The 21,838-nt window shown below is 67.4% G+C and carries 21 protein-coding genes, 1 tRNA gene and 3 pseudogenes; 15 read left to right on the top strand and 10 right to left on the bottom strand.

The window, feature by feature from the left end:
* Positions 1–236: 236 nt before the first annotated feature.
* The 5 genes and pseudogenes from ABFT43_RS21720 to fabG all read right to left on the bottom strand — a co-directional run.
* Positions 237–484, bottom strand: a pseudogene (locus tag ABFT43_RS21720) (transposase); the annotation flags it as partial.
* Positions 485–659: 175 nt separating this feature from the next.
* Positions 660–962: a hypothetical protein gene (locus tag ABFT43_RS21715; RefSeq protein WP_347962337.1), complete on the bottom strand. Its 303-nt coding sequence runs from the start codon at positions 960–962 to the stop codon at positions 660–662.
* A gap of 21 nt (positions 963–983) precedes the next feature.
* On the bottom strand, positions 984–1,586 hold the full coding sequence (locus tag ABFT43_RS21710; protein WP_347962336.1) for a hypothetical protein: 603 nt from the start codon (positions 1,584–1,586) through the stop codon (positions 984–986).
* A 749-nt stretch (positions 1,587–2,335) separates the two neighbouring features.
* Positions 2,336–2,407: transfer RNA gene (locus ABFT43_RS21705), tRNA-Gln, on the bottom strand.
* 120 nt (positions 2,408–2,527) lie between these two features.
* On the bottom strand, positions 2,528–3,283 hold the full coding sequence (gene fabG / locus ABFT43_RS21700; RefSeq protein ID WP_347962335.1) for a 3-oxoacyl-ACP reductase FabG: 756 nt from the start codon (positions 3,281–3,283) through the stop codon (positions 2,528–2,530).
* A gap of 277 nt (positions 3,284–3,560) precedes the next feature.
* Here fabG and glmU point away from each other — a divergent pair, with 277 nt between their 5' ends.
* Both glmU and ABFT43_RS21690 read left to right on the top strand, forming a co-directional pair.
* On the top strand, positions 3,561–5,066 hold the full coding sequence (gene glmU, locus ABFT43_RS21695; protein WP_347962334.1) for a bifunctional UDP-N-acetylglucosamine diphosphorylase/glucosamine-1-phosphate N-acetyltransferase GlmU: 1,506 nt from the start codon (positions 3,561–3,563) through the stop codon (positions 5,064–5,066).
* A gap of 83 nt (positions 5,067–5,149) precedes the next feature.
* On the top strand, positions 5,150–6,127 hold the full coding sequence (locus ABFT43_RS21690; protein WP_347962333.1) for a ribose-phosphate diphosphokinase: 978 nt from the start codon (positions 5,150–5,152) through the stop codon (positions 6,125–6,127).
* A 62-nt stretch (positions 6,128–6,189) separates the two neighbouring features.
* On the opposite strand, the gene ABFT43_RS21685 is transcribed toward ABFT43_RS21690, so the two are convergent.
* Entirely contained in the window at positions 6,190–7,119 is a 930-nt protein-coding gene (locus tag ABFT43_RS21685; RefSeq protein ID WP_347962332.1) for an AraC family transcriptional regulator, read from the bottom strand.
* A 333-nt stretch (positions 7,120–7,452) separates the two neighbouring features.
* On the opposite strand from ABFT43_RS21685, the gene ABFT43_RS21680 reads away from it, so the two are divergent.
* The 7 genes and pseudogenes from ABFT43_RS21680 to ABFT43_RS21650 all read left to right on the top strand — a co-directional run bounded on the left by ABFT43_RS21680 (position 7,453) and on the right by ABFT43_RS21650 (position 12,836).
* Positions 7,453–8,022, top strand: coding sequence for a flavin reductase family protein (locus ABFT43_RS21680; RefSeq protein ID WP_347962331.1), 570 nt, complete (start codon positions 7,453–7,455; stop codon positions 8,020–8,022).
* 149 nt (positions 8,023–8,171) lie between these two features.
* A complete protein-coding gene (locus tag ABFT43_RS21675; RefSeq protein ID WP_347962330.1) occupies positions 8,172–9,794 on the top strand; it encodes a 4-hydroxyphenylacetate 3-hydroxylase family protein in 1,623 nt (540 codons plus the stop codon).
* A 122-nt stretch (positions 9,795–9,916) separates the two neighbouring features.
* Positions 9,917–10,483 (top strand): annotated as a pseudogene (locus ABFT43_RS21670) (dioxygenase family protein); the annotation flags it as partial.
* Positions 10,484–10,818: 335 nt separating this feature from the next.
* Positions 10,819–11,112: pseudogene (locus ABFT43_RS21665) on the top strand (dioxygenase family protein); the annotation flags it as partial.
* A 50-nt stretch (positions 11,113–11,162) separates the two neighbouring features.
* The gene (arsC, locus tag ABFT43_RS21660) at positions 11,163–11,504 is read left to right on the top strand and encodes an arsenate reductase (glutaredoxin) (RefSeq protein WP_347962329.1); all 342 of its coding nucleotides are present in this window, start codon (positions 11,163–11,165) and stop codon (positions 11,502–11,504) included.
* A 120-nt stretch (positions 11,505–11,624) separates the two neighbouring features.
* Positions 11,625–11,978 (top strand): VOC family protein, encoded by a 354-nt coding sequence (locus ABFT43_RS21655; RefSeq protein WP_347962328.1) that lies wholly within the window; start codon positions 11,625–11,627, stop codon positions 11,976–11,978.
* 60 nt (positions 11,979–12,038) lie between these two features.
* Positions 12,039–12,836 carry an SDR family NAD(P)-dependent oxidoreductase gene (locus tag ABFT43_RS21650; RefSeq protein ID WP_347962327.1) on the top strand — a complete coding sequence of 266 codons (798 nt, stop codon included), beginning with the start codon at positions 12,039–12,041 and terminating at the stop codon, positions 12,834–12,836.
* A 13-nt stretch (positions 12,837–12,849) separates the two neighbouring features.
* Here ABFT43_RS21650 and ABFT43_RS21645 read toward each other — a convergent pair whose 3' ends face one another.
* Positions 12,850–13,314 carry a limonene-1,2-epoxide hydrolase family protein gene (locus ABFT43_RS21645; RefSeq protein WP_347962326.1) on the bottom strand — a complete coding sequence of 155 codons (465 nt, stop codon included), beginning with the start codon at positions 13,312–13,314 and terminating at the stop codon, positions 12,850–12,852.
* Positions 13,315–13,551: 237 nt separating this feature from the next.
* On the opposite strand from ABFT43_RS21645, the gene ABFT43_RS21640 reads away from it, so the two are divergent.
* Entirely contained in the window at positions 13,552–14,163 is a 612-nt protein-coding gene (locus tag ABFT43_RS21640; RefSeq protein ID WP_347962325.1) for a 50S ribosomal protein L25/general stress protein Ctc, read from the top strand.
* Positions 14,164–14,191: 28 nt separating this feature from the next.
* The gene (pth, locus tag ABFT43_RS21635; protein ID WP_347962324.1) at positions 14,192–14,758 is read left to right on the top strand and encodes an aminoacyl-tRNA hydrolase; all 567 of its coding nucleotides are present in this window, start codon (positions 14,192–14,194) and stop codon (positions 14,756–14,758) included.
* Position 14,759: 1 nt separating this feature from the next.
* On the opposite strand, the gene ABFT43_RS21630 is transcribed toward pth, so the two are convergent.
* On the bottom strand, positions 14,760–15,524 hold the full coding sequence (locus ABFT43_RS21630; protein WP_347962323.1) for an ABC transporter permease: 765 nt from the start codon (positions 15,522–15,524) through the stop codon (positions 14,760–14,762).
* On the bottom strand, positions 15,521–16,582 hold the full coding sequence (locus ABFT43_RS21625; protein ID WP_347962322.1) for an ATP-binding cassette domain-containing protein: 1,062 nt from the start codon (positions 16,580–16,582) through the stop codon (positions 15,521–15,523). The genes ABFT43_RS21630 and ABFT43_RS21625 overlap by 4 nt, the downstream gene beginning before the upstream one ends.
* Before the next feature lie 281 nt (positions 16,583–16,863).
* Here ABFT43_RS21625 and ABFT43_RS21620 point away from each other — a divergent pair, with 281 nt between their 5' ends.
* From ABFT43_RS21620 to ABFT43_RS21605, 4 genes are all read left to right on the top strand, one after another.
* The gene (locus ABFT43_RS21620; protein WP_347962321.1) at positions 16,864–17,880 is read left to right on the top strand and encodes a beta-ketoacyl-ACP synthase III; all 1,017 of its coding nucleotides are present in this window, start codon (positions 16,864–16,866) and stop codon (positions 17,878–17,880) included.
* Positions 17,881–18,066: 186 nt separating this feature from the next.
* A complete protein-coding gene (locus ABFT43_RS21615) occupies positions 18,067–18,270 on the top strand; it encodes a hypothetical protein (protein WP_347962320.1) in 204 nt (67 codons plus the stop codon).
* 76 nt (positions 18,271–18,346) lie between these two features.
* The gene (locus tag ABFT43_RS21610) at positions 18,347–19,951 is read left to right on the top strand and encodes a peptide chain release factor 3 (RefSeq protein ID WP_347962319.1); all 1,605 of its coding nucleotides are present in this window, start codon (positions 18,347–18,349) and stop codon (positions 19,949–19,951) included.
* Between the two features lie 33 nt (positions 19,952–19,984).
* Positions 19,985–20,731: a hypothetical protein gene (locus ABFT43_RS21605; RefSeq protein ID WP_347962339.1), complete on the top strand. Its 747-nt coding sequence runs from the start codon at positions 19,985–19,987 to the stop codon at positions 20,729–20,731.
* A gap of 21 nt (positions 20,732–20,752) precedes the next feature.
* On the opposite strand, the gene ABFT43_RS21600 is transcribed toward ABFT43_RS21605, so the two are convergent.
* Positions 20,753–21,760: an enoyl-CoA hydratase/isomerase family protein gene (locus ABFT43_RS21600; RefSeq protein WP_347962318.1), complete on the bottom strand. Its 1,008-nt coding sequence runs from the start codon at positions 21,758–21,760 to the stop codon at positions 20,753–20,755.
* Between the last annotated feature and the right edge of the window lie 78 nt (positions 21,761–21,838).

The following is a 21,838-nucleotide window of genomic DNA, read 5'->3' as shown; positions in this document are numbered from 1 at the left end:
CTGACCCTGACCACCGACACCACCACAACACCGGAGGCCACTACCGACCCGCTGATCGAACTGCCTGCCTGAAAGCCCGACGAAGGATCAGAAACGAGTTACACCACTACCTGGGACTTGACCGCCGGTCCAAGCCCCACACCCACCAAGCGTGAAGCCTCCGCCGCCATCGCACCCGAATCGATCGCCTCCAAGAACCCTTCACGAACACCCACACCACACCAGGCTCAAACAGTCAGGCTGTTGCACCGACCACTTGAACCTGCCCGGGTTCTCGCATCGGTGCCGAGTGTCTTGACCAGTTTGTCCATCCGGCGGGTCGACACACCGGCCAGGTAGCAGTCGGCCACGACGGTGATCAGTGCTGACTCGGCCCGCTTGCGACATTCGAGGAGCCACTCGGGAAAGCAGCTGCCCGAACGCGGCTTCGGGATGGCGACGTCAACGGTGCCGGCCCGGGTGCCAGGGAGCGGTGACGGTAACCCGTACCCAAGGCCCCGGGTCAGTACAGCTGGTCGTTCTGCGCGTGCGACAGCTTCTTGTTTCGGTCACGCAACCACGAAATCACCGACACCACAAGCGCGACAACGACAGTCGCTGTCGCAACCACCGCTGCAGGGAACTGCGGATAGCGCCCCGGCTCGCCAGCGGGGACGAGTTCATAGTGTTGCGGTAGAGCCAAGAGGCAACTCACGACCGGAATGACCAACACAACGGGTAAAGCCCAAGAGATCCCAGGCTCGGGGTTTGCGGGCAGCCAGAAGAGCCGCCACAAGGCCGTAACCGAGAGCAAACACGACGGGGATCGCCAGCAGCAGTGGCTCGATGACGAGGTTCAAACCGAGTGAATCCCCAGATTCGCCGCGAGCGACCAGCACAACATCGGGGGAACGGGTTGCATACCAAATCCCGATCGTGACAAGGCCAAGAAGCAGACCCACGCCCGACCAGCGGACGAACACCGATCTAACGCTCGCTTTGACTCACGCCCTTTTCACTTCCCAGTCCACCGAGTCCCATCCGGACCGATCGCCGTTGACATCGAGCGTCTGATACCACAGCTTGTACTCCCCGGGCTCCATGTACGGATCGATGGGAATCTCGTGTTCGAATGATCCGGCACGCACGTCCTGCTCGAAGTCGGTGCTGTTGCTGCCATCGGGGCCTTGAACGTGATAGCGAATGCGTGTGCTGCCTCCGCGGGTTCCTTCTCTCGAGATGATCCTGTCTACATAGAGGCCCTCGCCGTCAACTTGTGCGCAGATTCGGCGGTTGACGAAGTACCCGCCTTCGTACGTCTCGCACTCACGAAACCGGGCGTCATGTCTGAACGATTCAAGTGCACGAAGCAACCCCGAGCGCGGAGATGATCTCGGTCGCGCCGCCTGTCCGTCAGTGAGTATCCCCGGCACACGAGCATGAGCAAGATTCTCCTCCGGCTCCTCGACCCCTGTGGACCGCCGGTTCTCGTTACGGCCTGCCTCCGGAGTCGCGTCGCGGATAGCTGTAGGGCCAGTCGGCACCGGCACGGAGGGGACCGCAGGTTGATCAACGGGGGTTCGACGGCGCACGTTCATCCTGATCACGGACCGACCCGCCACCTCGACCAGGGATTGGCGCGATGGGTGTCTGTCCGGCCTCGGGGATGTCGGTGGGAGCGTGGGCTCCCATGTTGGGACCTGGCCCCTCGGGCACGTTGGTGTCGCTGGGCTCCGTCGGCGCAGTCACCACCGGGGGCGGCGAGGTCGTGATCGTCGTCGGACCCGGATCGTGACAGACGTACGGAACCGGCGGTGGCGGGGCTTCTGAGGCCGGACGGCCATTGGATGCCGCCTGCAACGGACTAGATAGATCAGGCCGACCAAGGCCCGAAACTGCTTGCATTGAAGCAATTTCGGGCCTTTTTCGTCGCATGTTGGCGGGTGGCCTCGTCCACTTGGAGCCTCAAGTACACCAAGACAGCCTGGTCAGATCCGCGTGAAGCGGTCGCCATGGAAGAAGTTCGCAGGTCACGCACCGACATCCACAGAGCGTTGCGGGACCAGGGAACGGCCCCGGTAGGGGAGCCTATCCCCTGGCTACCGTTCAATCGAATCTTGGGGATTCGTCACCCACGGATACGCTGCGTACGTACACGCACCTGTAGCCAGTACAACAGCGACAAGACCCGGCAGGCGGTGAATTCCGTACTGGCCTAGGCACGATCAGTCCCGATCAGTCCCACTAGGACCCGCGCAATTATGCCCGGTCAGGTTGCATCCGCGGGATTTCGGCGGGATTTTGCCTCGCGAAATCGGAGCCCGTCGCACCATACCCGCATGTCACGAGCCAGAGGCTCCCCCACCAGGACTCGAACCTGGAATGCCTGAACCAAAATCAGGAGTGTTGCCGATTACACCATGGGGGATCGCGCAGACGATTGTGCCACAGGCCGACGGACTCCTCGCCCGGGCACTCGGCACCGCGACACACGACGGCGGGGCGACCTCCACCGAGGCCACCCCGCCGCATCGAGATCGGTGGGCCGTCAGTCCTTCGGACCGCCGGCGACGTAGATGACCTGGCCGGACACGAAGCCTGCGCCCTCGCTGATGAGGAACGACGCCGTATGTGCGATGTCCTCCGGGACGCCGACGCGGTTGACCGGGATCTGGCTGGCGGCGGCCTTCTTGAAGTCCTCGAACGGCACACCGATCCGCTCGGCGGTGGCGGCGGTCATCTCGGTCTCGATGAAGCCCGGGGCGATGGCGTTCGCGGTGACGCCGAACTTGCCGAGTTCGATGGCCAGGGTCTTGGTGAAGCCCTGCATGCCGGCCTTGGCGGCCGAGTAGTTGACCTGGCCGCGGTTGCCGAGCGCGGAGGTCGACGACAGGTTGACGATGCGACCCCAGTTGGCGTCGACCATGTACTTCTGGGCGGCCTTGGTGACGTTGAAGGCGCCGCGCAGATGGACGGCCATCACCGCGTCCCAGTCTTCGACGGTCATCTTGAACAGCAGGTTGTCGCGGGTGATGCCGGCGTTGTTGACGACGACGGTCGGAGCACCGAGTTCGGAGGCCACCTTCTCCACCGCGGCGTTCACCGAGTCGGCATCGGCGACGTTCGCGCCGACGGCCAGGGCCTTGCCGCCCTTGTCGGTGATGGCCTTGACGGTGTCGGCACAGGCGTCCGCGTCGAGATCCAGGACGGCCACGGCCAGTCCGTCGTCGGCCAGCCGCTTGGAGATCGCCGCACCGATACCCCGGGCCGCGCCCGTGACGATGGCGGTCTTCTGCGTGCTCATTGGCATACCTCCGTTGGTCGATGGGCACCGGGAGACACCCGGCACACGTGCAGCCCACCTCCCCGGCCGGCGGCCGAACGGCGCGAGACACCGATCGATCGCTCGGGGAAGCAGATCCCTTGTGTTCTATCAGCTGTGGCGTCCGAACAACAGAGGTTCAACCGAGCAACTCCGATGCGCATTCGTCTCAAATGGCGCGGCGCGTGTTCGGCCCGATCTACCAGTGCGTAGGATCGCACCCGACGTGAACACCGATCAGGAAGAGGGTGGACATTCGATGTCGGTAACGTCGCCGTCTGTGGCCGTGATCGTCCTGGCCGCGGGCGCCGGTACCCGGATGAAGTCCAAGACCCCGAAGATCCTCCACACCATCGCCGGCCGATCCCTCGTCGGACACGCCCTCCACGGCGCCGCCGGACTCCACCCCGACCATCTGGTCGCCGTGGTGAGCCACCAGCGCGACCGGGTCATCGCCGCGGTCGACGAGATCGCCGAGGGTCTCGGCCGTGAGATCGCCATCGCCGAGCAGGACGAGCCCCGCGGAACCGGCGACGCCGCGCGCGTCGGACTCGCCGCGCTACCCGAGACGTTCCGCGGAACGGTCGTCGTCACCGCCGCCGACGTTCCCCTTCTCGACGCCGACACCCTGCGCGCCCTCATCGCCGCCCACACCGCCGACGGCGGCGCCGCGGTGACCCTGACCAGCTTCATCGCCGACGACCCGACCGGCTACGGACGCATCATCCGCACCGACGACGGCGGGGTCGCCGCCATCGTCGAACACAAGGACGCGACCGACGAGCAGCGCGCCATCACCGAGGTCAATGCCGGGGTGTACGCGGTCGACGCGGAGGTGCTGCGCGACGGACTGTCGAAGCTGTCGACCGACAACGTCCAGGGCGAGTACTACCTCACCGACATCGTCGAGATCGCCCGCGCGGCGGGACAGACCGTCCGCGGCTTCACCGTCGACGACCCGGTCCTGGTCGCCGGCTGCAACGACCGCGCGCAGCTCGCGGACCTCGCCGCCGAACTCAACCGGCGCATCGTCCGTCGCCACCAGCTCGACGGCGTCACCGTCGTCGACCCCACCACCACCTGGATCGACGTCGACGTGACGATCGAACCCGACGTGACGATCGAGCCCGGCACCCAGCTGAAGGGCCGCACCCACATCTCCACCGACGCGGTCATCGGTCCCGACACCACGCTGACCGACGTCACCGTCGGAGAGGGCGCCCAGGTCATCCGCACCCACGGCAGCGAGGCCGTCATCGGCGGCAACGCAACCGTCGGCCCGTTCGCCTACCTGCGACCGGGCACCGTCCTCGGCGTCGGCGGCAAGATCGGCACATTCGTCGAGACGAAGAACGCGACCATCGGAGACGGGTCCAAGGTGCCGCATCTCACCTACGTCGGCGACGCGACGATCGGCGAACACTCCAACATCGGGGCGTCGAGCGTCTTCGTGAACTACGACGGGGTGAACAAGCACCGCACGGTGATCGGCAGCCACTGCCGCACCGGCTCGGACAACATGTTCGTGGCCCCGGTGACCGTCGGGGACGGGGCATACACCGGCGCCGGAACCGTCGTACGGCAAAATGTACCGCCGGGAGCCCTTGCGGTCTCGGCGGGAGCACAACGTGTCATCGAGGACTGGGTCGTGCGCAAACGACCCGACACCGCGTCGGCACAGGCGGCGCGCGCGGCGCGCGACGATGTTCCCGAGGCACACGACAGTGCCACGGAGGCACAAGACAAGGACTCCGGGTCCGCCTAGCGAACCCGCAGACGGTGCCCCGCCCCGCGGCCGGGCATCACCCCCAACAAGAGATCGACATCGAAACGGACAGAAGAGTTTTCATGACCTGGACCACCGACAACCAGAAGAACCTGATGCTGTTCTCTGGTCGTGCCCACCCCGAACTGGCTGAAGCCGTCGCCGACGAACTGGGCATCAAGGTGACCCCCCAGACGGCACGCGACTTCGCCAACGGCGAGCTGTTCGTCCGTTTCGAGGAGTCCGTCCGCGGCTCGGACGCCTTCGTGCTGCAGAGTTGCCCCTTCCCCATGAACCAGTGGGTCATGGAGGCGCTCATCATGATCGACGCGCTCAAGCGCGGCTCGGCCAAGCGCATCAGCGTGATCCTGCCGTTCTACCCGTACGCCCGCCAGGACAAGAAGCACCGCGGACGCGAGCCAATCTCCGCTCGCCTGATCGCCGATCTGCTGAAGACCGCGGGCGCCGACCGCATCATCACCGTCGACCTGCACACCGACCAGATCCAGGGCTTCTTCGACGGCCCGGTCGATCACATGCACGCCCTCGGCCAGCTCGCCGAGTACGTCAGCACCCACTACGACACCGACAACGTCACCGTCGTCTCGCCGGACTCCGGCCGCGTTCGCGTCGCCGAGAAGTGGGCCGACGCCCTCAACGGCGCTCCCCTGGCGTTCATCCACAAGACCCGTGACCCGTTGGTGCCGAACCAGGTCAAGTCCAACCGCGTGGTCGGCGAGGTCGAGGGTCGCACCTGCGTGCTGATCGACGACATGATCGACACCGGCGGCACGATCGCCGGCGCGGTCCGCGTCCTCAAGGAGGCCGGCGCAGGCGACGTCATCATCGCCACCACCCACGGCGTGTTCTCCGATCCGGCCGCCGAGCGCCTCGCGAACTGCGGCGCCAAGGAGGTCATCGCGACCGACACGCTGCCGATCCCGCCGGAGAAGCGCTTCGACAACCTGACCGTCCTGTCGATCGCCCCACTGCTCGCGCAGACGATCCGCGAGGTCTTCGAAAACGGTTCGGTCACAAGCCTGTTCGACGGCAGCGCGTAGGCTCACCGCGTTCTCTCACACCGCGCCCGGGTGCTCGCACGAGTGCCCGGGCGCGGTGTTCTTCATCCCAGCCGACGCGTCTCCGACGGGGCGACCCCGTACTTGCGCCGGTAGGCGGCGGCGAACCGCCCGGTGTGCATGATCCCCCAACGGGTGGCGATCTCGGTGACGGTCGCGGTGGGTCCACAGGTCAGCAGGTCCTTGTGAATGCACTCGAGCCGGACGTCGAGCACATATTCCATCGGACTCATGCCGACGTACTCCCGGAAGCCCTGCTGGAGGCGGCGCGCACTGACGGTGCTGATCTCCGCGAGTTCCCCGAGCGTCCAGGGGTGGGCCGGGTCGGCCTGGACGGCGTCGATCACCCGCTTGACGATGCGGGGCCGCGCACCGGCCATCGGGTCCTCGTCGTCGGGTAGCGCGGCCAGCACCAGGGCCGTGGTCAGCATGCCGCCGAGTTGCTCGGACATCAGCGGGTTCTGGAGAAGCACACTGTCGCTGCGTGCCACCTGCTGACGCGCGGTGCGCAGGAGGTTGAGCCATTCGGCGCCCGCGCCCGTGCGCAGGTCGAGCTGGGGCACCAGGGTCCGTCCGGGCCGCCCGGCGATGCGGTCGATCTCTCGTTGCAGGCGATCCCGGTCGATCTTGAACCCGACGATCTCGCAGCTCTTGCTCCAGTTGGTGATCGTGGTGGGGGTGTCGGGTGGATTGAGGGTCGCCTGGCCCGGCTCGGAGACCACCTCCCGCCCCTCCGTGACCGATGCCAGCCGGCCCGACAGCGGGATGTTGATCGCCCATGCGCCGGGATGGTCGGTCTTGATCACCACATCGGCGCCGAATCCGATCCGGGCGAGCACGGTCGAGCCGAGGGGCGTCGACTCCAGGCGATACCGCGAGACGTCGTCCTTCGAGAACGGACGCAGCTCATGCGGGAAGTAGCCGTCGGAGACTGCCTCGTTGACCACGTCCCAGTCCGCGGTACCCGAGCCCACGATGCGACGCGGGTTCCGGAGCGACCGAGCGTCTGACACAACGGTTCCATTCGATCCTGCAACGGGTGGTTGCGCCCTCACGGGCTCAACCCTAACTGTGATTGCAGTCACTTTTACGTGGTCAGAGCGATCCAGTGCGCAGTGGTTTCGCATTTCGGATGGCCGGTTCGCGAAGCGGATCGACCGATGTGTGACGTGTTCCATACCTTGGCTCGCACCACCAGACGCATCCCAGGGACCGGCGCCGCACGGCGCCCTCACCGCCGCCCATGTCCCGGGCAGGTCCCGCCGCCGAAGAGACCGGATGCCGCTGAACCCGAGGAGCTGAACCCCATGGACAGTCGACCCCTGCGCAACATCTTCGGACAGTTCGCCAGCGGCGTCACCGTGATCACCTGCGCGAGCGACGACGGCACCCCTCACGGCGCGACGGTCACCGCGTTCACCCCCATCTCGCTCGAGCCGCGACTGTGTCAGGTGACGCTCACCCGCACATCCAAGGCCTGCTCCTACCTCCGGGACGCGCCGTTTGCGGTCAACATCCTCGCCGACGACCAGATCGACATCGCGATGCACTTCGCCGGCAAGCCGCAGACTCCCGGCCCGGTGTGGAACCACGAATGGGATGTTCCGACGCTGGCCGGCACCGCCACCACGATCATCTGCAAGCCCTGGGCGTCCCACGACGGCGGCGACCACGTCATCTACCTGGGCGAGATCATCGACGCCTACGTCGACCCGTCGGCCCAGCCACTCCTGTTCTACCGCAGCAAGTTCCATCAACTCGGCGACATCTCCGGCGCCGCGGCCTACTGCGGCAGCCTCGACGATCCGCACACCGGCTGGTTCGACGCGACCGCTCGCTTCACCCCCGCCTGCGTGCCCCTGTCCGCCGCTTCCTGACCCCGGACGCCCCATTGGCCCGAAGGCCGTTCGGCAACCTGTTCGCCTTTTCCGATCCGTCACGCCGACAGTCACCTCGACAGCCACCCCGACACCGGATACACGACTCCGGACACAACGCAAGTGACACAACACAAGTGAGGAGCATCATGACAACCATCGACGATCGCGCCGTCGACCCGAGTGACTCGCCTCTGGTCACCGTCAACCCCGCGGCCGACGCCGCGGAGAAAGCCACGCAGACGTTCGCCACCCGGCCGATGACCGGCGAGGAGTACATCGAGTCGCTGCGCGACGGCCGTGAGATCTGGCTGCACGGCGAGCGGGTCGACGATGTGACCACCCACCCGGCCTTCCGCAACCCGATCCGGATGACCGCACGCCTCTACGACTCGCTGCACGACCCGGAGACCCGGGACAAGGTCACCGTGCCGACCGATACCGGCAACGGCGGCGTGACGATGCCGTTCTTCCGCGCCCCCACGTCCTCGGAGGACCTGCGCGCCGACCGCGACGCGATCGCCACCTGGGCACGCATGACCTACGGATGGATGGGCCGCAGCCCCGACTACAAGGCCAGCTTCCTGGGCACCCTGCACGCCAACTCCGAGCTCTACGCTCCGTTCCAGGACAACGCCGAGCGCTGGTACCGGGAGTCGCAGGAGAAGGTCCTGTACTGGAATCACGCCATCATCAACCCGCCGGTCGACCGTCAATTGCCACCGGACGAGGTCGGCGACGTGTTCATGAAGGTGGAGAAGGAGACCGACGCCGGCCTCATCGTCTCCGGCGCCAAGGTCGTCGCCACCGGTTCGGCGATCACCAATTACAACTTCATCGCCCACTACGGTCTGCCGATCAAGAAGAAGCAGTTCGCCCTCATCTGCACCGTCCCGATGGATGCACCGGGCGTCAAACTCATCTGCCGCGCCTCCTACACCCAGCAGGCCGCGGTGATGGGCACCCCGTTCGACTACCCGCTGTCGAGCCGGATGGACGAGAACGACACCATCTTCGTCTTCGACAAGGTTCTCGTCCCCTGGGAGAACGTCTTCATGTACGGCGACGTCGACCGGATCAACGCCTTCTTCCCGCAGTCGGGCTTCCTGCCCCGCTTCACCTTCCAGGGTTGCACTCGCCTCGCGGTCAAGCTCGATTTCATCGCCGGCCTGCTGCTGAAGGCTCTCGACGCGACCGGCTCCGGGGGATTCCGCGGCGTGCAGACACGGGTCGGCGAGGTCATCGGCTGGCGCAACCTCTTCTGGACCCTCACCGACGCGATGGTCCACAACCCCGAGTCGTGGATCGGCGACACGGTCATCCCCCGGCTCGAGTACGGACTGACCTACCGGATGTTCATGATCCAGGGCTACCCACGGATCAAGGAGATCATCGAGCAGGACGTGGCCTCCGGCCTGATCTACCTCCCCTCCAGCGCCGCGGACTTCAAGAGCCCGGACGTGCGGCCGTACCTCGACAAGTACGTCCGCGGCTCCAACGGCATCACCGCCGTCGACCGGGTCAAGGTCATGAAGGCGCTGTGGGACTCGATCGGCTCGGAATTCGGCGGCCGGCACGAACTGTACGAGCGCAACTATTCGGGCAACCACGAGAACGTCAGGGCGGAACTGTTGTTCGCCGCGCAGAACCGAGGCGGCGTCACCGAGATGAAGGGCCTCGCCGAACAGTGCCTGGCCGAGTACGACCTCGACGGCTGGACGGTCCCCGACCTCATCGGCAACGACGACGTCAGCTTCTTCGGCAACCGGTGACGTGCACTCGCCCAATCGTTTCGGGGCGGTGCAGCCCGGTGCCGCCACCAGGGAAGCGTCGCCGCCGGGAAACGTCACCATCGGGGAAACACCGACACCAGACCAGTGAGGAGACGACCACCGTGGAACGGTCCACCGCGGCCGGCGCCGGGTCGGCCGCGACCCGCAGGTTCGCGAGCACCCGGTTCACCGCCGACACTGCACCGGATCGCCCGTCCGCCATCGCCACCGACGTCCTCGCCGCATTCGGCTCGATCATCGACAAGTACGAGATCACCTACGACGAGTACCGCGTCCTCAAGCAGTGGCTCATCGACGTCGGCAAGGTCGGTGAGTGGCCGCTGTTCCTCGACGTCTTCGTCGAGCACGGCATCGAGGAGGTCAACTCCCCCCGGGGGCTCCGGGGCACCAAGGGAAGTATCGAGGGACCCTACTACCTTCCCTATCCCCCGCTGCTGCCCGCCCGCTGAACGCTGCCTTGGCGCAGCGTGCAGCGGGCGGACACCGCTGGTGCTGCACGGACGGGTCACCGCCCTCGACGGCAGCGGGCTGGGCGGGGCGACCCTGGAGATCTGGCAGGCCGACGGCGAGGGCTACTACTCGGGTTTCGGCCCGCACCTCCCGGACTGGACCTGCGGGGCACGGTCGTGACCGACGGTGAGTCGGCGCGGCTGGCGGCGACCACGCTACGCCAACGAGGAGGCCGCAGCCTCGCTGGCGGGGGCATCCGAAGGATCATCCGTGACCGCCGGCGAAGCCGAGGGGCTGCGCGGGTCGCCCACACTGCGGGACCGGCTGGAGGCCCGCATTCCCGACTCGGTGTTCGCCGACCCGCGCTGGGGCACGGCCGAAACGCAGTTCGCGATCTGGTCCAGGGCGGTGCCGACCCGGACGTCCTCGCCGAGTCGAACACCATATGCTCATGCACTATGGCACACTCTGTCTTTACCAGCTATGGATGTGGGGTCGGTCACGTCGCGCTTGTGAGCCGATCGCGGCTGTGGGAACCGGTGTTCAGGCGAGGGGACGCTACGAGATCACCACGATCCAGCCCGCGCCGTATCAGATCCCGACCGACGGACCGACCGGCGCGTTCATCGAGGCCGCCGGGTGGCATCCGTGGCGGCCGGCCCATCTGCACCTGAAGATATCGGCCCCCGAACGCCATCCGATCGTCACCCAGCTGTACTTCGCAGGCGGTGACTGGCTCGAGAACGACGTGGCGTCGGCGACCAAACCCGAACTCGTACTCGACCCGAAGCCGGATGCCGACGGACGCAGGGTCGTCCAGTACGACTTCGCGCTCGACCCCGAGTAGTGAACCGCTCCCGATCCGGCACTAAGGACCGGCTCGGTACGGTTGTCCTCGTGGACGCAACGATCTATCACAACCCGAAGTGCTCGACCTCGCGCAAGGCGCTGCAGGCCCTCCGCGACGCCGGGATCGAAACGACCGTCGTCAAGTACCTGGACGAGCCGTATACGCGGGATCAGTTGGTGCAGTTGTTCACCGACGCCGGACTCACCCCGTCGCAGGCGGTCCGCAAGCGCGAGGCCCTCTACAAGGAGCTGGGCCTCGACTCGGCGAGCGACGACGAGATCCTGGACGCGATGGTCGCGCATCCCATCCTCGTCGAACGGCCGATCGTGGTGACCGCCAAGGGAACCCGCATCCCCCGGCCCTTCGAGAAGCTCGATGAGATTCTTTGAGACCACTCTGATCCCGACCGGGGCGCCTGCTTCCTGACCGCCGGGCAACGGCGTTAACATCCCGGCGGCGCTCGGCCTCGGTCGAGGCGTCTCCCAACCCCTTCGAGTCATGGAGGTTTCATGAGCGGGTACGAGCCCAAGATGATCATCCTGTCCACCGAGAACCTGGACGAGTCGATCAAGTTCTACACCGAGACCCTGGGATTCTCGCTGAAGTTCCGCGACGGCGCGCACTTCGCCGCATTGGACGGCGGCGCGGTCACCATCGCACTCGCCACCGCGGTCGACCACCCGATCCCGGGCAAGATCGTCCTCGGCATCAAGACCACCGACGTCGACGCCGCGGCCAAGGCCATCGAGGACAACGGCGGCGCCATCATCAAGGGCCCGTACGACGACGCTCACGAGCGCCGCGCCGTGGTCTACGACAACGAGGGCAACGGCCTGGTCTTCTACAGCCCGCTGAAGCGCTGACGCCTCACGTCGAACTCCCTCCGCGACGGCCCGCCTCGCGGTCGGCGCTACCGTGACGACGTGGATCTACGACTGACAGGGAAACGGGCCATCGTGACCGGTGGCAGCAAGGGCATCGGGCTCGCGGTGGCGCGCGGGCTGTCCGCGGAGGGCGTGGACGTGGTCGTCGCCGCCCGTTCGGCCGGGCCTCTCGAGGCGGCCGCACGGGCGGTGGCGGCCGACACCGGCGGAAAGGTCGTCCCGGTCCCCACCGACACCGGCGACGACGAACAGGTGCAGGCCCTCGTCGCCCGCGCCGTCGACGAGCTCGGCGGCGTCGACATCCTGGTCAACTCGGCGGCCACTCCGTGGAGCGCGGGCAAGCCCGCCGACTGGGCCGCCACCGACGACGACCTGGTCCGCCGCGAGGTCGAGATCAAGGTCCTCGGATACCTGCGCACCGCGCGGGCCGCCGCCCCGCACATGATCTCCCAGGGCTGGGGCCGGATCATCAACATCAGTGGCCTCGGTGCGCGACAGGCCAATTCGATCGCGCAGACCATCCGCAACGTCAGCGTGTCGGCGCTGACGAAGAATCTCGCCGACGAGCTCGGCCCGCACGGCATCAACGTCACCGTCGTGCATCCCGGCCGCACCCGCACCGAACGGCTCGTCGACCGCCTCGCGACGAAGTCGGCCGAGACCGGTGTGCCGGTGGCCGAACTCGAGGCCGAGCTGGCGACGAACTCGCTGCGCCGCATCGTCGACGCGAGCGAGGTCGCCGACGTGGTCACCTTCCTGGCATCGCCGCGCAGCGTCGCGATCAACGGGGACGCGGTCGCCGCGGGCGGCGGCATCCCGGGGCCGGTCTTCTACTGACGGTGCGAGTCGTCTACTGCGTGACGTCGCTGCGCGGCACGGCCTGGGGCGCCGGCAACGGCCGCTGGAGTGACGGCACCACCAGGGCGAGCACCCCACGGCCGAGCGACTTGGCCATGTCGAACCAGTCGAAGTAGTCCCGCCACACCGCGATCCGGCCCTCCCGGATCTCGAATCGGCCGCAGACCCAGAACTGCAGGTGCAGCTTGCCGAAACGCAACTCGTCGACGCGTTCGGTGAGCGCGACGCCCGCGTCGTCGGAGCTGATGTTGACCATCCGGTAGTTGAAGCCCGCCCAGGGCTTGGTGTCCATCCCGCCCAGGACGGCGGCGACCTTCTTCTTGCCGCGGATGGCCGGCAACGACACGTTGATCCATACGATGTCGTCGTCGGCGTTCTCCATCGCGGTCGTGGTGTCGCCGCGGGCGAACGCGTTCAAGAAGGCCGTCACGATCTCGATCGGGGTCTGTGAGGTCATGGCCCGAGTATGGCCGCAACCGGCCCGTCGCGGGGCGTGATGTGACATCCGGGCAGGTCGTGGACTATCCTGGCTCCCGTTGTCTCGGCGAGGGTGACCCTGTCACCGTTATCGGCGCGACCATCGCAGCTCCTTCGGCAGCCCTTCTCATGGGCCCGCGGGTGTTCGCGGTCGGATTCCGTGCCCGTTGCTCGTCGCGACGGACAAAGACCGCAACACCGATCAGAGGAGATCACCATGGCCAACGCCGAGAAGCTGTCCGTTACCGCACGCGCCGAGAAGGGCAAGGGCGCCGCTCGTCGCGCTCGCCGCGACGGCAAGGTTCCCGCCGTGCTGTACGGCCACGGCAGCGAGCCGCAGCACCTGTACCTCCCGGCCCGCGAATTCGCCGCCATCCTGCGTGCCCACGGCGCGAACGCGCTCATCGACCTCGACATCGAGGGCACAAGCCAGCTCGCGCTGACCAAGCAGGTCGACGTCCACCCGATCCGCAGCTTCATCCAGCACGCCGACCTCCTCATCGTCCGGCGTGGCGAGAAGGTCACCGTCGAGGTCCCGATCGTCGTCGAGGGCGACGCCGCTGCGGGCACCCTGGTCGTCCAGGACGCCACCACCATCGAGGTCGAGGCCGATGCGCTCGAGATCCCCGAGAACATCACCGTCAGCGTCGAGGACCTCGAGGCCGGCACCATCGTCCACGCCTCCGGCGTGCAGCTCCCCGAGGGCGTCACCCTGGTCTCCGATCCGGAGCTCCCGGTCGTCTCGGTCACCGAGGCACAGCGCGTCGCCGCCGAGGACGAGGGCGAGGAAGCCGAGGGTGAGGCTGCCGAGGCCTCGGAGGCGGAGTGATCCGGACCCGAACTGCTCGATCCGAGTGGTGAAACTGATTGTCGGGCTCGGTAATCCCGGGCCCAAGTACGAGAAGACGAGGCACAACGTCGGCGCGATGGTCGTCGACGGCCTCGCCTCCTCGGCAGGCGAGCGCTGGAAGGTTCACAAGAAGTCCGGCGCTGAGGTCGCCGAGGTCCGCCTCGGCGGCCTGTCTGTTCTCCTGGCCAAGACCCGCGTCTACATGAACGAGTCGGGCCGTCAGATCGGCCCGTTGGCCAAGTTCTATTCGGTCGACCCCGCCGACCTCGTCGTCGTGCACGACGAACTCGACATCGACTTCGGTCTCGTGCGCCTGAAGAAGGGCGGCGGCGAGGGCGGCCACAACGGGCTGCGGTCGATCAGCCAGGTCATGGGCACCAAGGATTATCTGCGTGTCCGCCTCGGCATCGGCCGGCCACCGGGTCGCCAGGATCCCGCCGACTTCGTGTTGAAGCCGTTTCCGGCGGCCGACCGTGCCGAGGTCGAACTGTTGATCCGAAACGGTTGCGACGCCGTCGAATTGCTCGTCTCACAAGGACTCGAGGCGGCGCAGAACACCGTTCACGCGTGGTGACTCACGCGTTCTCCTTTCGGAATGTCGAAGTCCCCCACCACGTTCCGAGCGCTGCGAGGACCAAGGCGGCGAGCACACCCCACAGCACCTGAAGGGTTGCCAGGTCTCCGACGAAGGTGTCGCGCACTGCGTCGACGATCCACCGGAACGGCATGAAGTCGCTCAATCCCTGGAGCCAGGCGGGGCCCAACGTCATCGGCAGCAGGATGCCCGACAGCAGCAACACCGGCATCATCACCATGTTGATCAGCGGCGCCATCACGTCCTCACTCTTGGTGGTGAGCGCCAACGCATTCGACGCCGCTGCGCACGCGCCGCCGATGAGCATCGTGATGAGGATGCCCGCGATCACCCCGACGATCGACCCGCGCATGCCCATCGCGAAGCCGAGCAGGACCAGGATCAGCGCCTGCACCAGCAATTGCAGCATGTCGCGCATGAGCCGGCCGGCGAGCAGCGCGGTCCGGCCGGCCGGGGTGACCCGCTCGGCCTCGATGACCCCCTCCCGCCATTCGCCGATGAGGCTGAACCCGGCGAACAACGCACCGAACAGCCCGAGTTGCACCAGGAGACCGGGCACCAGGAAGGTGTACGGGTTGTCGGCGGCGCCGGGAAACCGGGCGACAAGGGGCTTCAGCAGCGGGCCGAACAGGACCAGGTAGAGGATCGGCTGCATGACGCCGATCAGCACCCACGCCGGGTTGCGGAGGTTCATCCGGATCTGACGCCGGAACACGATGGTGCTGTCGCGGAAGAAGTTGTTCATCGAGTGACCTCCTGACCGGCGCGCGCGCCGAAAACCGTTGCTGTGGAGTCGATGTCGGAGTCGACGGGCTCCGCACCGGCCCCCGCCTGGGCGTCGCGCAGGGAGCGGCCGGTGAGCGTGAGGAAGACGTCGTCGAGGGTGGGCCGGATGACCTCGATCGAATCGAGCGAGATACCCGCGAGGTCGAGGTCGCGCAGCAGCCCGGGCACGGCTCGACCGGCGCGCGGCACCCGGCCGCTGACGGTGCGCCCGTCGATCTCGATGCGCCCACCGCCGTTGCCGCCGGCGACCCGGGCCAGCTTCTCCGCGGCCCGTGACACATGCGCGGCGTCGGCGATCTCGAGCGCCACCAGGTCACCGGACACCTGTGCCTTGAGGTTCTCCGGCGTGTCGGCGGCGACGATCCGGCCGTTGTCGATGATCAGGATCCGATCCGACAACTCGTCGGCCTCGTCGAGGTAGTGGGTCGTCAGGAACACCGTCGCACCGTGCTCGGTGCGCAGCCGTCGGATGTGTTCCCACAGGTTGGCGCGCGCCTGCGGGTCGAGGCCGGTGGTCGGCTCGTCGAGGAACACCAGTGTCGGCTCGTGGACGAGACCCATCACGATGTCGAGGCGCCGCTTCTGCCCGCCCGACATGTTCTTCGGCATCCGCTCCCACAGACCGTCGAGCTGTAGTTCGGAGAACAGCCGTTTGCCGCGTCGGGTGGCCTCCGCGCGGGACAACCCGTAGAGCATGCCGTGGTCGACGACCTCGTCGCCGGCCTGCGCCTGACTGAACGTGCCGCCCGCCTGGGACACGTACCCGATGCTGCGCCGCACCGACACCGGGTCGGCGACGATGTCGTGGCCGTTGACGGTCGCGGTGCCCGCGGTCGGCCGCAGCAGTGTGGTCAGCATGCGCAACGTGGTGGTCTTGCCCGCGCCGTTGGGCCCGAGGAAGCCGACCACCTCCCCCTCGGCGACATCGAGGTCGACGCCGTCGACGGCCCGCACCTCCCGCCTCTTCTTCCCCTTCCCGGTGTGGAACACCTGGACCAAGCCGCGTGCATGAATCATCCGGATACCCCTGTTTCTCCGTGGTCGGCCGTTGGTCGAACGCACATCGTCGTATGCCGGTCGTCGTCCTTTCGGTCGCGTTCGGAGACCGATTTCCGACGCCCGTATGAAGGATCGACCGATCTGGGGGCCAGTTTTCATCGCAATGAGGACACCCCCGGTCCGCTTCCGCCCACGGGTTCGGGTTCGGCCGTAACGATTCGAAGAGGGGACGCGGTACTTCCGAGTAAGACCCCGGGTGAGTACCGTCTTATGTCGGGTCACATATCGGAAGGAAGACCATGGCAGTCATCGCGGACACCACAGGGATCAAGAACATCGGCATGCTCGGCATCGGCGCCTACCGCCCCGAGCGCGTGGTCACCAACGAGGAGATCTGCCGACACATCGATTCCTCCGACGAGTGGATCTACACCCGAACCGGCATCAAGACCCGCCGCTTCGCACGCCGCGACGAGAGCGTCATGGAGATGGCCGTCAACGCGGGCCGCAAGGCGATCGCGAACGCCCTCCTACACGGCTCGGACATCGACGCGGTCATCCTGGCGACCAACACGCACCTGCTCCTGACCCCGGCCGGCGCGACGAAGGTCGCCACCGAGCTCGGCTGCAACGGCGTTCCCGCCTTCGACGTCACCGTCGGTTGCGCCGGATTCGGTTACGGCATGGCCCTCGCGTCGGACATGATCCGCGGCGGCAGCGCCACCCACGTGCTGGTCATCGGTGCCGAGCAACTCTCGGTGGCCCTCGACATGACCGACCGCACCAACTGCTTCATCTTCGGCGACGGCGCCGGCGCCGTGGTGGTCGGACCCACCGAGGAGCAGCAGCTCGGCCCGGTGATCTGGGGCTCGGACGGCTCGCAGTTCAACGCCATCCGCCAGGACATCGACTGGGTGACCTTCCTCGACGGCGACCGCCGGCAGCGGCCCTACCTGCGCCTGGAGGGCACCGCGGTGTTCCGCTGGGCCGCCTTCGAGATGGGCAAGGTGGCCCACCGCGCCCTCGAGGCCGCGAAGATCGGCGCCGAGGACCTCGACGTCTTCGTCCCCCATCAGGCCAACGCCCGCATCAACGAGCTGCTGGCCAAGAGCCTGAAGCTGCGCGACGACGCCGTCGTCGCCAACGACATCGAGTACACCGGCAACACCTCCGCCGCGTCGATCCCGCTGGCCATGGAAGACCTCCTCTCCACCGGCAAGGCCCAGCCCGGCCAGACCGCGCTGCTGCTCGGCTTCGGCGCCGGGCTCTCGTACGCGTCGCAGGTGGTCAAGCTGCCGCCGGTGCCGTTCGAGTAGGACCCTCGTCCAACCTCTGTGCACCTCCGCCCAGGCCTCGCAGCATCGCCCTCGACCACGATGGGGTGATCACCGCCGCCGACGCTCGTCCGGTCGGCCTGACACGCGCCGCGGTGCAGCATCGGATCCCACGGCGGCAGCCGGGTATCCCGCCGACGCGGGATCCACACGCTCTCAGACCACCCCGTGACCGCACGAACCGAGACACGGCCGGCCGTGCTCGAGGCCGGGCCCCGGGCCGTCCTGTCCGGAGCGGCATCGGCGTGGTGGCAAGGACTCACCGACCGTCCGGCCACCACGACGGTGACCGGATGGACGGCCAACCATGCGACCGACGGATACGTCGCCGGGTGCTGTCCTCCGCCCCTGACCGCCCACGTTCCGCAGTAGGTGGCACCGAGCGATACCCACTGCGGAACCCGCGCCGGTTTGGAGGCCTCCCACCTGCCGAGTAGCCTCGAATCTCGTGAGTTCTGACGTCGCAACCGAGGTCAAGCGCCGACGTACCTTCGCGATCATCTCCCATCCGGACGCCGGTAAGTCGACGATGACCGAGGCGTTGGCGTTGCATGCGCACATGATCAGCGAGGCGGGCGCGATCCACGGGAAGGCCGGACGCAAGTCCACCGTCTCCGACTGGATGGAGATGGAGAAGGCCCGCGGCATCTCCGTCAGCTCGACCGCGCTGCAGTTCAACTATGCCGCCGAGCACAGCGAGCCCGGTGTGCCGAGCGTGATCAACCTCGTCGACACCCCCGGTCACGCCGACTTCTCCGAGGACACCTACCGCGTGCTGACCGCGGTCGACGCCGCGGTGATGCTGATCGACGCCGCGAAGGGTCTCGAGCCGCAGACGCTGAAGCTGTTCCAGGTGTGTCGTCACCGAGGCATCCCGGTGATCACCGTCATCAACAAGTGGGACCGCCCCGGCCGCAGTCCGCTCGAGCTGATCGACGAGATCACCGAGCGCATCGGCCTCACCCCCACCCCCCTGTTCTTCCCGGTCGGCATCGCCGGCGACTTCCGCGGCCTGCTCGATCGCCGCACCGGCGAGTACGTCCACTTCACCCGTACCGCGGGTGGCGCCAAGATCGCCCCCGAGGAGATCGTGAGCGCCGACGCCGCGGCCGAGCGCGAGGGGGACGCATGGACGGCGGCCGTCGAGGAGAGCGAGCTGCTCTCCGAGATGGGCCAGGACCACGACCAGGAGATGTTCCTCGCCGGCCAGACCTCACCGATGATCTTCGCGTCGGCGATGCTGAACTTCGGTGTGCGGCAGCTGTTGGAGGTACTCGTCGAACTCGCGCCTCCGCCCGGCCCGCGGCTGGACATCGACGGCAACCCGCGCGAGGTCACCGCACCGTTCTCCGCGGTGGTCTTCAAGGTGCAGGCAGGCATGGACGCCAGCCACCGGGATCGCCTGGCGTACATGCGGATCGTGTCCGGCGAGTTCGAGCGCGGCATGGTCGTCACCCACGCGCAGACCGGGAAACCGTTCGCCACCAAGTACGCCCAGGCCGTGTTCGGTCGCGACCGCTCGACCGTCGACACCGCCTACCCGGGCGACGTCGTCGGCCTGGTCAACGCGACCGCCCTGGCGCCCGGCGACACGCTCTACGACGGCCCGAAGGTCCAGTTCCCGCCGATCCCGTCCTTTGCGCCCGAACACTTCTCGGCGCTGCGCGCGACCACCGCGGACAAGTACAAGCAGTTCCGCAAGGCGATGGACCAACTCGACAGCGAGGGCGTCGTGCAGGTGCTGCGCAATGACACCCGCGGTGAGATGTCGCCGGTGCTCGCGGCGGTCGGTCCGATGCAGTTCGAGGTCGTCACCGCGCGGATGAAGGCCGAGTTCAACGTCGACACCATCATCGAACCGCTCGGTTACACCATCGCCCGCCGGACCGACGCCGAGAGCGCTCCCGAACTCGACCGTCAGCGCGGCGTCGAGGTGTTCACCCGCACCGACGGCGCCATCCTCGCGCTGTTCAGCGACAAATGGCGCCTGCAGTACATCGAGAAGGAACACCCCGACCTGACCCTCGAACCGCTGGTCGCGGCGGCGGACTGACGGAGACGATGGACGTCGATGAGGGGTCTCACCATGCGCACCCGTGCTCTCGGCGCGCTGGCGTCGATGTCGGCGGTCGCCGTCCTCGCCACCGGCTGCGGTGGCGGCGACACGCCGTCGAATGCGGCGTCTTCGAGCGCGACGTCCACACCGGCGTCGGCGCCCATCGACCCCGAGGAGTGCACCCGGAAGCCACCTCAGGGGCACGTCGACCGTAGTGGTCAGAACCTGCGCTTCTCATCGGGCGGCATCCGGATCGCGATCTCCGATGCCCCACCGCCGCCCGGTTCACCGGGCGGGACCGCGACGCCGCAACCCGGCACCGAGGCGCGCTGCTACGAGTTCGGACGGTGGGGGCCACCGCAGCCCGATGTCCCGCCGGATTCACTGCTGTTCGTCTTCAAGGGCACCGGAACCGACGGCGCGCAGATCGAATTCGTGATCAGCGAACTGACCGGCGGCATCGTCCCGCCCGCCGGCGGTGGACCGCGTCCCACGGCCGGGCCGTTGACGAAGCCGATCAACGCACAGATCGGGGTGTCGGTGAACGGCGTCTACCACCATTCGCCCGCATGCCAACTCGCGGTCACCGCGATGTCGGGCCAGCTCGCCGCCGGTTCGTTCACCTGCCCGACGGCGACCCGCGTCGACGCGAATCCGTTCGCACCCGACGACGATGTGCCGTTCGACGTCGACGAGTCGTCGACGACGCCGCAGCCCGACCCGGGCGCGAGGACCGGCACCGTGCTGCTCACCGGCTGGTTCGAGTTGCGGCCGTAGGGATTCGCCGGCCGGCAGAACTCAGGCCGACTCCTCCACGATCCGCGCGACCAGCGCGGGATCGACGTCGTCGACGGTGGCCGGCTCGAACCTCGGGTTGCGATCCTTGTCGACGAGCACCGCACGGACCCCCTCCCGGAAGTCGTGGGTCGTCGTGATCTGTTCCGCCGCATGGAGTTCGCGGTCGAAGCATTCGTCGAGCCCGGACCGCGCGCCGGCGTCCAGCATCGCCGCGGTGACCCAGAGGCTCGTCGGGGACGCCTTCTCGAGCAACCCGACCATCTCCTGCGCCCATTCGTCGCCGACGGCGCCGCGCAGGCCGCCGATGATGGCGGCGACGTTGTCGTCGGCAAAGTACTCCCCGATCTTGCGCAACGGCACGTTGCTGGTCTCCGACGTGCCCGACTTGGCGAGCGCGTCGACCAGGTCGTCGCCGGCGCGGATCGAGTCGGCCACCGCGGGCAGATCCGCGGAGGAGACGAAATGCGTTGCGAGACCGATCGCCACGGCGTCGATGCCGTGGATGCGCGCACCGGTGAGGCCGAGCCACATGCCCACGCCCTCGGGCAGGCGCGGCAGGAAGTAGGTGGAGCCGATGTCCGGGAAGAAGCCGATCGCCGTCTCGGGCATGGCGATCATCGCCTTCTCGGTGACGACCCGGATCTCACCGTGCACGCTGATGCCGAGCCCTCCGCCCATCGCGGCGCCGTCGATCAGTGCGACATAGGGCTTGGGGTATTCGGCGATCAACTGGTCGAGCCGGTACTCACTCTTGAAGTACCTGCTGATCGACGCGGTGTCCCCGTTCAACGCGAACTCGCGGATCGATTTGATGTCGCCGCCCGCGCAGAACGCCCGGTCACTCGCCGAGGTGACGAGGACCGTCTCGATCGAGTCGTCGTCGCCCCACTCGCCGAGAGTGCGGTACATGTCGTCGATCATGGTCTGGTCCAGCGCGTTCAGGGCCTTCGGCCGATCCAGGACGATCTCGCCGACGCCGTTGCTCACCGAGGTGCGAATGAAGGACATGCCCTCAACCGTAGCGATGTGATCGGTCGAGTCGACGCGGTGGGGAAAATACCGGCGGTGGGAGCACGTTCGGGTAAG

Origin of the sequence: Gordonia aurantiaca, from assembly GCF_039939235.1 — a bacterium.
GTDB lineage: Bacteria > Actinomycetota > Actinomycetes > Mycobacteriales > Mycobacteriaceae > Gordonia.
The sequence above is the reverse complement of the archived record's forward strand: the minus strand, read 5'-3'. Positions and strand labels throughout refer to the sequence as shown.

Coding starts and splice junctions, on each gene's coding strand:
- ABFT43_RS21625 (WP_347962322.1), bottom strand. CDS start 16,582: ATGATTCATGCACGCGGCTTGGTCCAGGTGTTCCACACCGGGAAGGGG.
- ABFT43_RS21690 (WP_347962333.1), top strand. CDS start 5,150: ATGACCTGGACCACCGACAACCAGAAGAACCTGATGCTGTTCTCTGGT.
- fabG (WP_347962335.1), bottom strand. CDS start 3,283: ATGAGCACGCAGAAGACCGCCATCGTCACGGGCGCGGCCCGGGGTATC.
- ABFT43_RS21620 (WP_347962321.1), top strand. CDS start 16,864: ATGGCAGTCATCGCGGACACCACAGGGATCAAGAACATCGGCATGCTC.
- ABFT43_RS21645 (WP_347962326.1), bottom strand. CDS start 13,314: ATGACCTCACAGACCCCGATCGAGATCGTGACGGCCTTCTTGAACGCG.
- ABFT43_RS21630 (WP_347962323.1), bottom strand. CDS start 15,524: ATGAACAACTTCTTCCGCGACAGCACCATCGTGTTCCGGCGTCAGATC.
- glmU (WP_347962334.1), top strand. CDS start 3,561: ATGTCGGTAACGTCGCCGTCTGTGGCCGTGATCGTCCTGGCCGCGGGC.
- ABFT43_RS21600 (WP_347962318.1), bottom strand. CDS start 21,760: ATGTCCTTCATTCGCACCTCGGTGAGCAACGGCGTCGGCGAGATCGTC.
- ABFT43_RS21605 (WP_347962339.1), top strand. CDS start 19,985: ATGCGCACCCGTGCTCTCGGCGCGCTGGCGTCGATGTCGGCGGTCGCC.
- ABFT43_RS21640 (WP_347962325.1), top strand. CDS start 13,552: ATGGCCAACGCCGAGAAGCTGTCCGTTACCGCACGCGCCGAGAAGGGC.
- ABFT43_RS21655 (WP_347962328.1), top strand. CDS start 11,625: ATGAGCGGGTACGAGCCCAAGATGATCATCCTGTCCACCGAGAACCTG.
- ABFT43_RS21680 (WP_347962331.1), top strand. CDS start 7,453: ATGGACAGTCGACCCCTGCGCAACATCTTCGGACAGTTCGCCAGCGGC.
- ABFT43_RS21675 (WP_347962330.1), top strand. CDS start 8,172: ATGACAACCATCGACGATCGCGCCGTCGACCCGAGTGACTCGCCTCTG.